Source organism: Modestobacter sp. VKM Ac-2984, assembly GCF_026967985.1.
GTDB lineage: Bacteria > Actinomycetota > Actinomycetes > Mycobacteriales > Geodermatophilaceae > Modestobacter.
The window spans coordinates 75,481-90,021 of the sequence record NZ_JAPVBJ010000003.1 but is presented as its reverse complement, the minus strand read 5'-3'; the positions used below and the strand labels follow the sequence as shown (position 1 = coordinate 90,021).

Here is a 14,541-nt window from a genome sequence, read left to right as displayed (position 1 = left end):
TCGCGCGATGACAGCGGTCTCGGCACGTGGGCCATCGTTCCAGAATGCTGTCCTCATTGACCTTGCGGAAGGAGGCATTCCCTGAATGTGCGCGACATCAGCGAAACGTCCAGTCGCGTAGGCATCCGCAGGCGGTGCTCCAGTCACCTGGCGGAAGGTGGCGCGAGTTCATCGTCCAGCGCGTTAGCCTCCCGGCCGTGCAACGAGGCGGCAATCCGAGGGGTCCGCCGGGCTGCGGTTCATCTCAATGAGATCGTGCGGGGGCCGGGGATCAGTCGGCGAGGAGCTGGTCGCGGACCTCGCGGCGGAGCACCTTGCCGATCTGCGAGCGGGGCAGGTCGTCGACCGCCACGATGCGCTGCGGCACCTTGTAGCCGGCCAGGGACGCGCGGATGGACTCCCGGACGGCGTCCAGGTCCAGGTCCCGCTCCAGGACCACTGCGGCGACGACCTCCTCGCCGTTCTTGCCGGGCAGGCCGACGACGGCGGCGTCGGTGATGCCGTCGACCGCCTTCAGCACGTCCTCGACCTCGGAGGGGTAGACGTTGAAGCCCCCGGTGATGATCAGTTCCTTGATCCGGTCGACGATCCGGACGAACCCGTCGTCGTCGACCTCGACCACGTCACCGGTGCGCAGCCAGCCACCGGGCAGCAGCACGGCATCGGTCTCCTCCGGCCGGTTCCAGTAGCCGGAGAACACCTGCGGGCCCTGCACCAGCAGCTCGCCGCGCTCCCCCGGCGCCCGGTCGACGGTCGGGTCCTCCGGGTCGACCACCCGCATCCGGGTCGACGGGAACGGCAGCCCGACGGTGCCGGTCCGGCGGGTCGGCCCCACCGGGTTGCCGATCACGATGGGCGAGGCCTCGGTCATCCCGTAGCCCTCCACGACCAGCCCGCCGGTCACCCGCTCCCACAGCTCGGCGGTCTCCAGCGGCAGCGGCATCGCCCCGGAGATCGCCACCCGGGTGCCGGACAGGTCCACGCCCCGCTCCTCGGCCGCGGCCGCCAGCCGCTGGTACATCGGCGGGACCCCGGGGAAGAACGTCGGCGGTCGCTTCTTGGCCGCGGCCAAGACCTGGTCGACGTCGAAGCGCGGGAACAGCACGAGGACCGCGCCCAGCCGCACGGCCGCGGCCAGGCAGAGCAGCACGCCGTAGGCGTGGAACATCGGGAGGACGCCGTAGAGGACCTCCTCCCCCGCCCGCAACTGCGGCACCCAGGCGAGGGACTGGGTGACGTTGGCGACCAGGTTCCGGTGGGTGAGCACCGCCGCCTTGGGGGCGCCGGTGGTGCCGCCGGTGTACTGCAGCAGCGCCATGTCCTCGTGCGCCGGGCCGGGGTGAGCGCCGTCCAGCGGGGTGGCGCCGGCCACCGCGGCGTCCCAGGACGTCGTCCCGGGGGCGGGCTTCGTCATCGCCGCCCGGGTGGCCCGGGCCTTGGGCACCGGCAGCCGCAGCGCCAGCCGCTTGACCAGCGGCAACGCCCGGCTGAGGTCGACCGCAAGGACCTCGCGCAGTTCTGGTGCGTCCAGGCCCTGGACGACGGGGGCGACCACGTTCCAGACGACCGCGACGGCGGCCCCGTGGTCGCGGAACTGAGAGCCGAGCTCCTCGGGGGTGTACAGCGGGTTGTGCTCGACGACGACCGCACCCAGCCGGAGGACGGCGTTGAACGCGACCACGTGCTGCGGACAGTTGGGCAGCACCAGGGCCACCCGGTCACCCGGTCGCACCCCCAGGTCGTGGAGCACGGTTGCCGCGCGCGCGACGGCGTCCCGGAGCTCGGCATAGCTGGTCGTCGCGCCGAAGAACTCCAGCGCCGGCCGGTCGGGGAACCGCTGCGCCGCCGCGGTCAGCAGGTCCGGCACGGTCTCCCGGGGGATGTCGACCTCGGCCGGCACGCCCTGGGCGTAGCTCCGGGTCCAGGCCGGTGCCTCCGGCGTCCCGCGGTCCGGCTCGGTGACCATGTGCTCCTCGTTCGCAACGGCGCACCCGGGGTCGGCGGAGGGCCGTCCGTCCCGCTGACCGCCGCGGGTGCCCGGCGGTCAGCGGGAGGGTGTCAGAGCGGCTGGACGGAGTCGGCCTGCATGCCGCGGTCGCCGGCGCTGGCGGTGTACTCGACCCGCTGGCCCTCGTCCAGGCTGCGGTAACCACCCTGGTCGGCGATGGCGGAGAAGTGGACGAAGATGTCGTCCCCGCCCTCGTCCGGCTCGATGAACCCGAAGCCCTTCTCGGCGTTGAAGAAGCGCACGGTCCCCTGGGCGCCGGCACCGCCGCCGCGGGGTGCCCGCGGAGCGCGCGCACCGCGGTCGTCGCGGCCGGGCCGGTCGTCCCGCCGGTCGTCACGCCGGTCGTCGTACCGTGCCGGCGGGCGCCCGCCGCCCAGCGGGCGGACCGAGTCGGCCTGCATGCCGCGCTGGCCGGGGCTGGCGGTGTACTCGACCCGCTGGCCCTCGTCCAGGCTGCGGTAGCCACCGTCGTCCTCGATGGCGGAGAAGTGGACGAAGATGTCGTCCCCGCCCTCGTCCGGCTCGATGAACCCGAAGCCCTTCTCTGCGTTGAAGAACCGCACCGTGCCCTCGGAGCCGCCGCGCCCGCCGCGCGGGGCGGGCGCGTCCCGGCGGCCGCGCTCCTCGCGCTGGGGCGCCCGGCCGCCGCCGAGCGGCTGGACCGAGTCGGCCTGCATCCCGCGCTGGCCGGGGCTGGCGGTGTACTCGACCCGCTGCCCCTCGTCCAGGCTGCGGTAACCACCCTGGTCGGCGATGGCGGAGAAGTGCACGAACACGTCGTCCCCGCCCTCGTCGGGCTCGATGAACCCAAAGCCCTTCTCGGCGTTGAACCAGCGGACCGTGCCCTCCGAGCCGCCGCCACCACTGCGGGGGGCCTGCGGCGCGCGCACCTGCCGGGGGTCGTCGCGGTGCCCGCGCTCCTCACGGGGGGGCCGGCCACCGCCACCGCCACCCAGGGGCTGGATGGAGTCCGCCTGCATGCCGCGATCGCCGGCGCTGGCGGTGTACTCGACCCGCTGACCCTCGTCCAGACTGCGGAAGCCGCCGTCGTCGGCGATCGCGGAGAAGTGCGCGAACACGTCCTGCCCACCATCGTCGGGCTCGATGAACCCGAAGCCCTTCTCGGCGTTGAACCACTTGACCGTGCCCTGCGACATCCTCTAGCTCCTGCACATCTCGACGTCCCACCTGGTACCTACCTGTACCAGGATCCTCCAGCGTGCCCGCTCTGACGACCCGGCATGCTCACCGGGGTGCACAACGGTCGATCTGGCCGGTCAACCGCCCGCCCGGACGAGCTGGTCGACGGCCTCCCGGGCGATCTCCGGGGGCACGGTGTGCCCGCCGTCGAACTCACGGTAGGTGACCTCGTAGCCGTCCTCCCGCAGCGCCGGGACGATCTGGCGGCTGGTCCGCTCCACCGGCAGCACCTCGTCGTCGACCCCGTGCGAGACGAAGACCGGAGGGCTGCCGGTGCGGGAAGCCGGGGGGACGAAGCCCGGCGAGAAGGCGATGACGTCGCTGAACAGATCGCCGTTGGCCAGCCCCAGGCCGAGTGCGTAGGAGGCACCGTCTGAGAACCCGGCGACCGCGATCCGCCCGGGATCGACCGGCAGCAGCCCGAACACCTCGCGCAGCGCGCGGTCGATCAGCTCGACGTCCGGGCCCCAGCCGGTGCCGAGCGCGTCCCACGTGGTCCCGCGGGAGGCCGGGGACAGCAGGAGCAGACCGTGCTCGTCGGCGAGGCCGCGGAGCAGGGCCAGCCCGCCCTCGGCGTCCCCACCCGCGCCGTGCAGGGTGACCAGGAGCGGTGCCGGCCCCTCCGCGGGCAGGGTCGGGGGCACGTACAGCAGGGCGTCCCGGTCGTCGGCCAGGCCCAGCGGGTGGGTGCCGGGGGCCGGCGGAGGCCCGGTCGGCGAGACGCTGTCCGGTCGCACGGTCAGCACGGCGGGGTCCGGCGCCCCCTCCCCGCCCTCCGGCGCGGCCCCACCGCCGCCTGGATCGGGCCCGCCGCAGGCCGCCAGCAGGGCGGCTCCGGTCAGCTGGCCGCAGGCGGCGAGGAACGCTCGACGGGTGGGCACGGCAGGCAGGTACCCCGGATCAGCCCGGGCACCACCGACTCAGCTCCTGCGGTCGGCGATGAACCGGAAGCGGTCGCGGGTGGCGGCGACCTCGGCGGCGTCGACGTCGGCCAGCACGATCGTCTCCACCCCGGAGGCGGTGGCCAGCAGCTCGCCCATCGGGGAGACGATCCGGCTGTCCCCGGCGTGCTCGGTCCCGTCGCCGGCCGCGCCGACCCGGTTGCAGCCGACCACGTAGGCCTGGTTCTCGATCGCCCGGGCCTGCAGCAGCGCCGACCAGTGGTGCCGGCGCGGGCTGGGCCAGTTCGCCGGCACCAGGTAGACGTCGGTGTCCGGCGCGGCCGCCCAGAACACGTCGGCGAAGCGCAGGTCGTAGCAGATGAACGGGGTGATCCGCAGGCCGCCGACCTGGACGGTGACCGGGCCGGTGCCGGACCGGAACCGGGTCCGCTCGTCGGCGAAGGGGTGCAGCTTGCGGTAGCGGTGGGTGGTGCCGTCCGGGCCGGCGAGCACGAACGAGTTGTGCGGCAGCTCCTCACCGGCCTCGATCTCCGGGCAGGTGCCGGCCACCCAGACGCCGTGCTCGGCGGCCTGCGCAGCGAGGAACTCCGACGACGGCCCACCCTCCGGCTCGCCGATCCCCGGGGTCATCGAGAAGCCGGTGGAGAACGTCTCGGTCAGCAGCACCAGCTCCGCCCCGGCGCCCACCGCGCGGGCCACCTGCGGGGCCAGCCGCGCGAAGTTCGCCGCCCGGTCCTCCCAGACGATGTCGTGCTGCACCGCCGCGATCCTCATGCGCGCATCTCCCCCACCCGCCCCACCGACGACCTCCCCAACCGCTGAGCCGCCTCGGCCAGCACCTCATCACGCTTGCAGAACGCGAACCGCACCAGGTGCCGGCCCAGCTCCGCGTGCTCCGGGGCGTAGAAGACCACGGTCGGGACGGCGACCACCCCGGCGCGCCCGGGCAGCGACCGGCAGAACGCGACGCCGTCCCCGTCGGGCTGCCACGGGCGGACGTCGACGGTGGCGAAGTAGGTGGCCTCCGGGCTCACCACCGGCAACCCGGCCTCGACCAGCCCGGCCACCAGCAGGTCGCGACGGCGCTGCAGGTCGGCGGCGACGCGGGTGAAGTACTCGTCGGGCAACCGCAGCCCGGCGGCGATCGCCGGCTGGAACGGGCCGCCGTTGACGAAGGTGAGGTACTGCTTCGCGGTGCGGGCCGCCGCCACCAGCGGTGCCGGGCCGCAGATCCAGCCGGTCTTCCAGCCGGTGGTGTTGAACGTCTTGCCGCCGCTGCTGACCACCAGGGTGCGCTCGGCCATGCCGGGCAGGGTGGCGATCGAGACGTGCTCGGCGCCGGCGAAGACCAGGTGCTCGTAGACCTCGTCGGTGAGCACGAGCAGGTCCGCGGCGCCGGCCACCTCGGCGAGCACCGCCAGCTCGGCGCGGGTGAACACCTTGCCGGTCGGGTTGTGCGGGGTGTTCAGCAGCAGCAGCCGCGCCCGCGGGGTGACCGCGGCGCGCAGCTCGGCCTCGTCGAAGGTCCACGGTCCGGTGGCGACCTCGCCGGCGACCGAGGGCGGCGGGCGGAGCGGCACCGGGCGGAGCACCCCGCCGGCCATCGCGACCGCCGCGGCGTAGCTGTCGTACATCGGCTCGAACAGCACCACCTCGTCGCCGGGCTCCAGCAGCCCGAGCAGTGCGGCGGTCAGCGCCTCGGTCGCCCCGGCGGTGACCAGCACCTCGTCGACCGGGTCGTAGGTCAGGCCCCGGAACCGCTGCTGGTGCTCGGCGATCGCGGCCCGCAGGTCGGGCTGACCGGGCCCCGGCGGGTACTGGTCGTGGGCCGTGCCGATCGCCGCCCGGGCTACGTCGAGCACCTCGGGCGGGCCCGGCTCGTCGGGGAAGCCCTGGCCGAGGTTGATCGCACCGGTGGCGACGGCCAGCGCGCTCATCTCGGCGAAGACCGTCGTCCCGAAGCCCTGCAGCCGGGAGGCGAGGTGCGGTGTCCGGGTCACCGACTCAGTCTGCCGTGCTCATCCTGCTGGGGCCGCCGCCCGCCGCAGCACCTCGGCCAGCGGGGTGGCCGGGCGGCCCAGCAGGTCGGGGACGTCACTGCTCACCGTGGCCATCTCCCCCGCCGCGATCGCCGTGTACGTGGAGACCCAGGCGTCCACCAGCCACTCGGGTGCCTCGAACTGCGCCCGGGAGGCGTGTGCCTCCGCCACGGTCTCCAGCTGGTAGCGCACCGGCCGGCCGGTCACGGCGGTGATCGTCTCGGCGATCTCGTCGAGGGTCAGCGCCGCCGGCCCGGTGAGGTCGTAGCTCGCCCCGGCGTGCGGAACCGGGTCCTGCAGCACGAGGGCGGCGACGGCGGCGATGTCGTCCAGCGCCACCACCGACGCCCGCCCGTCACCGGCAGGTCCGCGGATCACGCCGTCCTCGCCGACCATCTCCGGCATGTCCTCGGCGTAGAGCCCGTCCCGGAGGAACGTCGTGGCCAGCCCCAGGGACCGGGCGTGCTCCTCGGTGGCCCAGTGGTCGCGGGCCAGCAGGAACGTCGCATCCGGCGCGGCGCCGAGGAAGGAGAGGTAGACCAGGTGCCCGACCCCGGCGTCGGCCGCCGCGTCGAGGAAGCTGCGGTGCTGCTCGACCCGGTCGGCGGACTCGCTGCCGGAGACCATGAAGACCGTGCCGACGCCGTCCAGCGCCTCGCGGACGGCCGCCCGGTCGCCGTAGGGCGCGGTCGCGACGGTGCTGCGGGGCAGCTGGGGGGCGCGGGCCGGGTCGCGGACCAGCAGGCGCTGGCCCACCCCGGCGTCGGCGAGCAGCCGGGCGACCCGGCCGCCGAGCCGTCCGGTCGACCCGGTCACGGCCAGGGGCGGGAGCTGAGGATCGGTCACCGGCCGATCCTCGCCGATGACCGCCCGCTCTGCTGTCCTGCCTCTGCGGTCACGACCGGACACCGGTGACGCGCCGTGCAGCGTCCGCATGTTTGCAGTCCCTGCACTTTTCCTGTCATGCTCGCGCGGTGACCACGGGGCTGCGCGAGCGCAAGAAGCAGGCGACCCGTGCGGCGTTGCACGAGGCGGCGCTGCGGCTGGTCGCCGAGCACGGGCTGGACCGGGTGTCGGTCGACGACATCGCCGCGGCGGCCGAGGTCTCCCCCCGCACCTTCTTCAACTACTTCCCGTCCAAGGACGACGCGGTCATCGGCCTGGACCCGGAGCACCCGCTCCGCCTGGCCGAGGCCCTGTCCGCCCGGCCGACGACCGAGACGCCCGTCCAGGCGCTGCGCGCGGTGCACGCGGCCGAGGCCGCACGGATGGCCGCGGAGACCGAGCTGTGGCCGCTGCGGCTGCAGGTCGTCGACGCGCACCCCGCGCTGGCCGCCCGGCTCACCGCCTCCTTCGCCCGGAGCGAGCAGCTGCTGGCCGAGTGGCTCGCCGCCCGCACCGGCACCCGCGCCGAGCTCGACGTCCAGCCCACCCTGCTCGCCGCCGTCCAGGGCTCGGTGATGCGCAGCGCGCTGCACCGCTGGCGCGCCGGTGACTACACCGCATCGCTGCCCGCCCTCGTCGCCGAAGGCTGGGACCAGGTCGAGGCGGGCTTCCCCGTCCCGCACCGCTGACCCGACCGACCTCCCCCCGCACCACCCCCTGAGGAGACCCATGTCCAGCGCGCCCGCTGCCGCGCCGCCCATCGTCCTGACCCGCCGACGGATCAACACCATCTTCGGCGCCCTGCTGGCCGGCATGCTGATGGCGGCGCTGGACCAGACGATCATCTCCACCGCGATGCCGACGATCGTCGGTGAGCTCGGCGGCGTCTCGCACATGGCCTGGATGACCACCGCCTACCTGCTGGCCACCACCCTGGTCATGCCGGTCTACGGCAAGTTCGGCGACCTGTTCGGCCGGCGCACGCTGTTCCTGGTGGCCATCGGGCTGTTCACCGCCGCGAGCCTGGGGGCCGCGCTGGCGCCGGACTTCGGCTGGCTGGTGTTCTGGCGGGGCGTGCAGGGCCTCGGCGGCGGCGGGCTGATGATCCTGTCCCAGGCGATCATCGCCGACATCGTCCCGGCCCGGGAGCGGGCGAAGTACATGGGCCCGATCGGTGCGCTGTTCGGGCTCTCCGCCGTCGCCGGGCCGCTGGTCGGCGGGTTCTTCACCGACAGCGCGGCGCTGGGCTGGCGCTGGTGCTTCTGGGTCAACGTGCCGATCGGGCTGGCCGCCTTCGCCGTCGGCTGGTTCGCGCTCACCCTGCCGCGCAAGCGGAACACCACACCGCTGGACCTCGCCGGCATCCTCACCCTGTCGGCCGCCACCACGTCACTGGTGCTGGCCACCGACATCGGCGGCAGCGAGGGCTGGGGCTCCTGGCAGGTGCTGGCGCTGCTGGCCGTGCTCGCCTGCTCGGTGGCGGCGTTCGTGCTGGTGGAGCGGCGGGCGGTCGAGCCGATCGTCCCGTTGTCGCTGTTCGGCAACCCCACCTTCGTGGTGGCCACCGCGCTGGGGATGGCGGTGGGCCTGGGCATGTTCTCCGCGATCGCCTTCATGCCCACCTACCTGCAGATGAGCTCGGGCCTGTCGGCGGCCAACTCCGGGCTGCTGATGCTGCCGATGACCGCCGGGATCATCCTGACCATCCAGAGCTCGGCCGCGGTCATCATGCGCACCGGCCGCTACAAGGTGTTCACCGTCGCCGGGGTCGCGCTGATCCTCGCCGCGATGCTCTGGATGACCACGCTGGCCGGGGACACCGCGCTGTGGACCGTCGGCGCGATGTTCTTCCTGCTCGGCGCCGGTCTCGGACTGATCATGCAGAACGTCGTGCTGGCCGCGCAGAACGCCGTCCCGGCGGCGCAGATCGGCACCGCCACCTCGACGAACAACTACTTCCGCGAGGTGGGTGCGGTGCTGGGCGTCGCCGTCTTCGGCACGCTGTTCACCAGCCGGCTGGGCGACCGGCTCGGCGAGGCCCTGGCCGGCAACCCCGAGCAGGCTGCGCAGGCGGGGATCACCTCCCCGGACACCCTGGTGCCGACGGCGGTCGAGGCCGCGGGTGAGCCGCTGCGCACCGCGATCGTGGACGCCTACGCCGACGCCCTGGCGCCGGTGTTCTGGTACCTGGTGCCGATCCTGGTCCTCGCGCTGCTGCTGGCCCTGGCGCTGCGCGAGGTGCCGCTGTCCGAGGTCGCCGGGATGGTCGCCCGCGGCGAGGCGGTGTCGTCGGAGGAGGAGCTGGCCGCCCTGCGCACCGACCCCGGGACCGACGGGCCCGCCCTGGTGGTCGAGCAGGGCGGCAGCCAGGACGACGACGCGTCACGCCGCGCCCAGGGCGCTTCTCACGTGGAGGCCTGACCGATGAACCAGCCCCGCATCCGCGTCGTCGTCGACAACGACTTCAGCGGCGACCCCGACGGCCTCGTCCAGCTGGCGCACCACGCGCTCTCACCGTCGGTCGACCTGCGGCTGGTCATCGGTTCGCACCTGCGGCCCGGTGACCACTTCGATCCCTCGGACACCACCGCCGACAACGCCGCCGAGCTCGCCCGCGAGGTGCTCGCGCTGGCCGGCCGCCCCGACGTCCCCGTCCTCGCCGGGTCCAACGTCGGTCTGACCGACCGGGTGACGCCGATCCGGTCCGCTGCCGCCGAGGCGCTGGTCGCCGAGGCCATGCGCACCGACGTCGACAGCCCGCTGTACGTCTGCGCGGGTGCCGGACTCACCGAGGTCGCCAGTGCCTGGCTGATCGAGCCGCGGATCGCCGAGCGGCTCACGCTGGTCTGGATCGGCGGGCCCGAGCACCCCGGCCTGGCCGAGCCGCCAGCGGGCGCGATGCCGATCGAGTACAACCTGCTCATCGACGTGCTGGCCGGATCGGTCGTGTTCGGCGACTCCGCCATCCCGATCTGGCAGGTACCTCGCGACGCCTACCGGCAGACGCTCGCCACCTTCGCCGAGCTGCAGCTGCGGATGGCCGAGCACGGGCCGCTGGGTGCGCGGCTGTTCGCCGTGCTGGACGGCCTCCGTACGGAGGCCATCCAGCACGGGTTCGACCTCGGCGAGACCTACATCCTCGGCGACAGCCCACTGGTGCTGCTCACCGCGCTGCAGTCGGCGTTCGAGCCGGACCCCTCCTCGAGTCGACACGTCGTCCGGGACACACCGGGGATCTCTGCGGACGGGCAGTACACCGCCGTTCCCGGTGCGCGGCCGATGCGCGTCTACACCCACCTCGACTGCCGGCTGATGATCGAGGACCTGTACGCCAAGGTGCAGCTGCACGCCCGAGCCGAGGCGAGCTCCTGACCGGTCAGGGCGTCAGCAGCGCCTTGACCGCGCGCCGCTCGTCCATCGCGCGGTAGCCCTCGGCCGCCTGGTCCAGCGGCAGGGTCAGGTCGAACACCCGGCCCGGGTCGATCGCCCCGGACCAGACCCGGTCGATCAGGTCGGGCAGGAAGCGACGCACGGGGGCGGGCCCGCCGTGCAGCCGCACCATGGTGGAGAACAGCTGCCGCCCGGTGATCTCCACGCCGTGCGGGACGCCGACGAACCCGACGCCGCCACCGGGGCGGGTGGAGCGGATGGCCTGGTCCATCGACTCGGCGGTGCCCACGCACTCCAGGACGGCGTCGGCCCCCACCCCGCCGGTGAGGTCCCGGATCCGCGCGACGCCCTCGTCGCCGCGCTCGGTCACGATGTCGGTCGCGCCGAACCCGGTGGCCAACCGCTGCCGCGGTTCGTGCCGGCTCATGGCGATGATCCGCTCGGCCCCTAGCTGGGCGGCCGACAGCACGCCGAGCAGCCCGACGGCGCCGTCGCCCACCACCGCGACGGTCATCCCCGGCTGCACCCCGGCGGCGACGGCGGCGAACCAGCCGGTGGCCATGACGTCGGACAGGGTGAGCAGGCTGGGCAGCAGCTCCGCCGACGGCACCTCGGGCGTGGCGACGAGGGTGCCGTCGGCGTGCGGCACCCGCAGCAGCTCGGCCTGGGCGCCGGTGATGCCCACCCGGTTCACGCAGGCGCTCTGGTAGCCGGCCCGGCAGTGCGCGCAGGTTCCGTCCGAGGCGATGAACGGCACGATGACGAACTGGCCGGGCCGGATCGTGGTGACGTCGCTGCCGACCGCCTCGACGATCCCGCAGTACTCGTGCCCGATCGGCGTCGGCTCGGTCACCTCGTTGATGCCGCGGTAGGGCCACAGGTCCGAGCCGCACACGCAGGTGGCGGAGGCCCGGACGACGGCGTCGGTGGGCTCGACGACCCGCGGGTCGTCGAGCTGCTCGATGCGGACGTCGCCGGGGGCGTGCAGGACTGCTCCGCGCATGGGGGCGGTGTTCCTCTCGGGGGTTCGGGTGCGACCCGTCCTCCTTGCCCGCCGCCGCCGGGACGAACCGCCGGTCAGCGCGCGGGGTGGGCCGTCAGCTGCTCGACCAGCAGGTCTGCGACGGCGCGCATCCCGGCCGCGTTCGGGTGGTACGGGGCGACCCCGCCGCCCAGCAGGTCGCCGAACACCCAGCCGGTGACCCACGGCTCCCGCGAGCCGACGGCGTGGTCGCGGGAGGCCGCCGAGGCGGTCACCAGCTCCGCCCCGACCTCGCGCGCGGCCGCCGCGGTCGCCGCCTCCAGCCGCCGGCCGACGTCGGCGCACAACACGCGGTGCTCCTCGCTCATCGGGAAGCCGGCCGTCGCCTGCTCCGGCACCACGGTGAGGTAGTCGACCAGCACCACCCTCGCTCGGGGCGCCCGCCGGCGGACCTCCCCGACCAGCTGGGCCAGCCGGTCCGGCAGGACCGCCAGCGCCGCGTGCACCGCGGCCGGGTCGACCGGCGTGCTGAAGAACGCCCGGGCCGGCAGCGGCACGCCCGCCGGGTCGGCCCGGGACGAGCAGCGCAGCAGGGTGAGCAGGTAGTCGACGTCGTTCCCGCCGACGGTCACGGTCACCAGGTCGGCGTCCGGGCCGACCGCGTCGACCTGCGGCGGCACCGTCCCGCCGGCCAACAGCGCCTGCGGCCGGGTGAGGACGTCGTCGATCGTCGCCCCACCCGAGCTGACGTCGACCAGGTCGTACCCGAGCCGCTCGGCGGCCAGCTGCGCGTAGTTGCGGCCCGACCGGGCGCACTCGGGGACCAGGATCGGGTCGATGCCGGGGCCGGCGGCGAAGGAGCTGCCCAGGGCGACGTAGCGGGTCACCGGGCGGCCCGGGCCGCCGCCATGAGCCGCTCGAGCTCCGCGGCGGGGATCGCCCCACCGAAGTCCGCGGCGAAGCGCCGCATGGGCATCGAGCCGATCATCTGCAGCATCCCGGCGTGCATCTCCGCGGCGCCCTCGGGCATCGTCGCCAGGAAGCCCTCCAGCAGCTGCGGGCCGGCGACCGGGTGCTCGAACCACTCGGCGACCGACGACTGCAGGGTCAGCTCCCGCACGACGACGTCCCCGGCGAGGTCGATCGTGCGCTCGTCGACGACGTCGGTGGCGCTGCGACCGATCTGCACGGTGTGCTCCCCCGGCGCGACGACCCAGGCGTGCTCCCGGACGTCCCAGTAGGCGAACGCCCGGCGGTCCAGCTCGAGCGCCACCGTCGTCGACTCCCCCGCCGCCAGCGAGACCTTGGTGAAGGCGCGTAGCTCGCGGGCGGGCCGCCGCACCGGTCCGGCGGTGGTCGCGACGTAGACCTGCACGACGTGCCGGCCGGCCCGCGCGCCGGTGTTGGTCACCGTCAGGGTCACCGTGGCCGCGTCGTCGCCGACGGCCCAGACCTGCAGGTCGCTCGTGGTGAACGTCGTGTAGCTCAGCCCGTGGCCGAACGGGTACCGCACCGAGCGGTCGACGGTGACGAACTGGCGGTAGCCGACCATCACGCCCTCGGCGTAGCGGACGTGTCCCTGCTCCCCTGGGAAGTCGAGGAAGCTCGGGGTGTCCGCCAGCCGCAGCGGGATGGTCTCGGCCAGCCGGCCCGACGGGTCGGCGGCGCCGGTGAGCAGGTCGGCCAGCGCGCTGCCGCCGGCCTGGCCGAGCAGGAAGCCGGCGAGCACGGCGTCGACGTCGTCGTGCCAGCCCTCCAGGGAGACCACGCTGCCGGAGGAGAGGACGACGACCGTGCGGGCGCTGACCGCGGCCACCGCGCGGATCAGCTCGACCTGCGCCGCGGGCAGGTCGAGATGGGTGCGGTCGACGCCCTCGGTCTCGTCGGCCTCGGCCAGCCCGGCGAAGACCACGGTGACGCCGGCGTCCCGGGCCAGGCCGACGGCCTCCTCCCGCAGCGCGGTGGCGTCGCCGGCGCCGTCGAGGGCGTAGCCGGGCGCGAAGGCGAGGTCCGGGTGCACGGCCTGCAGCGCGGTGAGCGCGTCGTCGACCCGGGTGGCGTTGACGTGCGAGCTGCCGCCGCCCTGGAACCGCGGCGTGCGGGCGAACTCGCCGACCACGGCGACCCGCTGCCCGGCGGCCAGCGGCAGCGCGCCGCCGTCGTTCTTCAGCAGCACCGCGCAGCCGGTCGCGAGCTCGCGGGCCAGCGCGTGGTGGGCGTCGGCGTCGAACCCGTCGGTCGGCTCGCTGGCGTACCCGGCCAGTGCGGCGACCCGGCGGACGCTGCGGTCGACGACGGCCTCGTCCAGCCGCCCGTTGCGGACGGCGTCCACCACCAGGGCGTTGCCGGCGCCGTGGTCACCGGGCATCTGCAGGTCCAGGCCCGCCTCGAGTGCGGCGACCCGGTCGTCGACCGCACCCCAGTCGGAGACGACGGCCCCGGTGAAGCCCCACTCCTCGCGCAGCACCTCGGTGAGCAGCCAGTGGTGCTGCGAGGCGTAGACCCCGTTCACCTTGTTGTAGGCGCACATGACGGTGGCCGGCTGGGCCTCGGTGACCACCCGCTCGAAGGCCGGCAGGTAGATCTCGCGCAGCGTGCGCTCGTCGACGTCCGCGCTGACCTGCATGCGCTGGGTCTCCTGGTTGTTGGCCGCGAAGTGCTTCACCGACGCGCCTACGCCCGCCCCCTGCTGGCCGCGGACGTGCGCGGCGCCGAGCACCCCGGCCAGCAGCGGGTCCTCGGAGTAGTACTCGAAGTTGCGCCCGCACAGCGGCGACCGCTTGATGTTCACCCCCGGTCCGAGGACGACGGGGACGCCGATCGCGCGCGCCTCGACCCCGATCGCCGCCCCGATCCGCTCGGCGGTCTCCGGGTCCCAGCTGGACCCCACGGCGACGGCGGGCGGGAAGCAGGTGGCCGGCACGCTCTCCAGCAGGCCGATCTGGTCGAGGTCGCCCACCTGCCGGCGGACGCCGTGGGGACCGTCGGTGAGCACCACCGACGGCAGGCCGGCCGCCTCGACCGGCGGGGTGGACCAGAAGTCCTGGCCGGAGAGGAGGGCCGCCTTCTGCTCCAGCGGCAGCGCGGTCGGGTCGGACGGGGTGGTGGCAGTCACTCCCCGATCCTGCCGACCGC

General features: G+C 74.3%; 12 protein-coding genes. 3 read left to right on the top strand and 9 right to left on the bottom strand.

From position 1 onward, the window contains the following. Positions 1-271: 271 nt before the first annotated feature. From O2W16_RS07540 to O2W16_RS07500, 6 genes are all read right to left on the bottom strand, one after another. Complete coding sequence (locus O2W16_RS07540) at positions 272-1,966, bottom strand: long-chain-fatty-acid--CoA ligase (RefSeq protein ID WP_269158196.1); 1,695 nt, start codon at positions 1,964-1,966, stop codon at positions 272-274. A 92-nt stretch (positions 1,967-2,058) separates the two neighbouring features. Continuing rightward, entirely contained in the window at positions 2,059-3,165 is a 1,107-nt protein-coding gene (locus tag O2W16_RS21660; RefSeq protein WP_442928902.1) for a cold-shock protein, read from the bottom strand. 120 nt (positions 3,166-3,285) lie between these two features. Further along, complete coding sequence (locus O2W16_RS07515) at positions 3,286-4,089, bottom strand: alpha/beta hydrolase (RefSeq protein WP_269158195.1); 804 nt, start codon at positions 4,087-4,089, stop codon at positions 3,286-3,288. A 39-nt stretch (positions 4,090-4,128) separates the two neighbouring features. After that, on the bottom strand, positions 4,129-4,884 hold the full coding sequence (locus O2W16_RS07510; protein WP_269158194.1) for a nitrilase-related carbon-nitrogen hydrolase: 756 nt from the start codon (positions 4,882-4,884) through the stop codon (positions 4,129-4,131). Continuing rightward, positions 4,881-6,110 carry a pyridoxal phosphate-dependent aminotransferase gene (locus O2W16_RS07505; protein WP_269158193.1) on the bottom strand — a complete coding sequence of 410 codons (1,230 nt, stop codon included), beginning with the start codon at positions 6,108-6,110 and terminating at the stop codon, positions 4,881-4,883. The genes O2W16_RS07510 and O2W16_RS07505 overlap by 4 nt, the downstream gene beginning before the upstream one ends. Positions 6,111-6,128: 18 nt before the next feature. Further along, positions 6,129-6,995, bottom strand: coding sequence for an SDR family oxidoreductase (locus O2W16_RS07500; RefSeq protein WP_269158192.1), 867 nt, complete (start codon positions 6,993-6,995; stop codon positions 6,129-6,131). A 128-nt stretch (positions 6,996-7,123) separates the two neighbouring features. Between O2W16_RS07500 and O2W16_RS07495 the strand changes: the two genes are divergently transcribed. From O2W16_RS07495 to O2W16_RS07485, 3 genes are read left to right on the top strand one after another with little or no spacing between them, the layout of a single operon-like run. Further along, positions 7,124-7,723, top strand: coding sequence for a TetR family transcriptional regulator (locus O2W16_RS07495; RefSeq protein WP_269158191.1), 600 nt, complete (start codon positions 7,124-7,126; stop codon positions 7,721-7,723). 40 nt (positions 7,724-7,763) lie between these two features. Then, positions 7,764-9,455 (top strand): MDR family MFS transporter, encoded by a 1,692-nt coding sequence (locus tag O2W16_RS07490; protein WP_269158190.1) that lies wholly within the window; start codon positions 7,764-7,766, stop codon positions 9,453-9,455. A 3-nt stretch (positions 9,456-9,458) separates the two neighbouring features. Beyond that, positions 9,459-10,406 carry a nucleoside hydrolase gene (locus tag O2W16_RS07485; protein ID WP_269158189.1) on the top strand — a complete coding sequence of 316 codons (948 nt, stop codon included), beginning with the start codon at positions 9,459-9,461 and terminating at the stop codon, positions 10,404-10,406. A gap of 4 nt (positions 10,407-10,410) precedes the next feature. Here the strand turns inward: O2W16_RS07485 and O2W16_RS07480 are convergent, their stop codons facing one another. The 3 genes from O2W16_RS07480 to O2W16_RS07470 form a co-directional block, all read right to left on the bottom strand. Continuing rightward, positions 10,411-11,427, bottom strand: coding sequence for a zinc-dependent alcohol dehydrogenase family protein (locus tag O2W16_RS07480; RefSeq protein ID WP_269158188.1), 1,017 nt, complete (start codon positions 11,425-11,427; stop codon positions 10,411-10,413). Between the two features lie 74 nt (positions 11,428-11,501). Continuing rightward, a complete protein-coding gene (locus O2W16_RS07475; RefSeq protein WP_269158187.1) occupies positions 11,502-12,293 on the bottom strand; it encodes an SGNH/GDSL hydrolase family protein in 792 nt (263 codons plus the stop codon). Beyond that, on the bottom strand, positions 12,290-14,521 hold the full coding sequence (locus O2W16_RS07470; RefSeq protein WP_269158186.1) for a glycoside hydrolase family 3 C-terminal domain-containing protein: 2,232 nt from the start codon (positions 14,519-14,521) through the stop codon (positions 12,290-12,292). The genes O2W16_RS07475 and O2W16_RS07470 overlap by 4 nt, the downstream gene beginning before the upstream one ends. Between the last annotated feature and the right edge of the window lie 20 nt (positions 14,522-14,541).

Bases quoted from the DNA above. Each gene is read 5' to 3' on its own strand.
- O2W16_RS07540 (WP_269158196.1), bottom strand. From the start codon at position 1,966: ATGGTCACCGAGCCGGACCGCGGGACGCCGGAGGCACCGGCCTGGACC.
- O2W16_RS21660 (WP_442928902.1), bottom strand. From the start codon at position 3,165: ATGTCGCAGGGCACGGTCAAGTGGTTCAACGCCGAGAAGGGCTTCGGG.
- O2W16_RS07510 (WP_269158194.1), bottom strand. From the start codon at position 4,884: ATGAGGATCGCGGCGGTGCAGCACGACATCGTCTGGGAGGACCGGGCG.
- O2W16_RS07490 (WP_269158190.1), top strand. From the start codon at position 7,764: ATGTCCAGCGCGCCCGCTGCCGCGCCGCCCATCGTCCTGACCCGCCGA.
- O2W16_RS07485 (WP_269158189.1), top strand. From the start codon at position 9,459: ATGAACCAGCCCCGCATCCGCGTCGTCGTCGACAACGACTTCAGCGGC.
- O2W16_RS07480 (WP_269158188.1), bottom strand. From the start codon at position 11,427: ATGCGCGGAGCAGTCCTGCACGCCCCCGGCGACGTCCGCATCGAGCAG.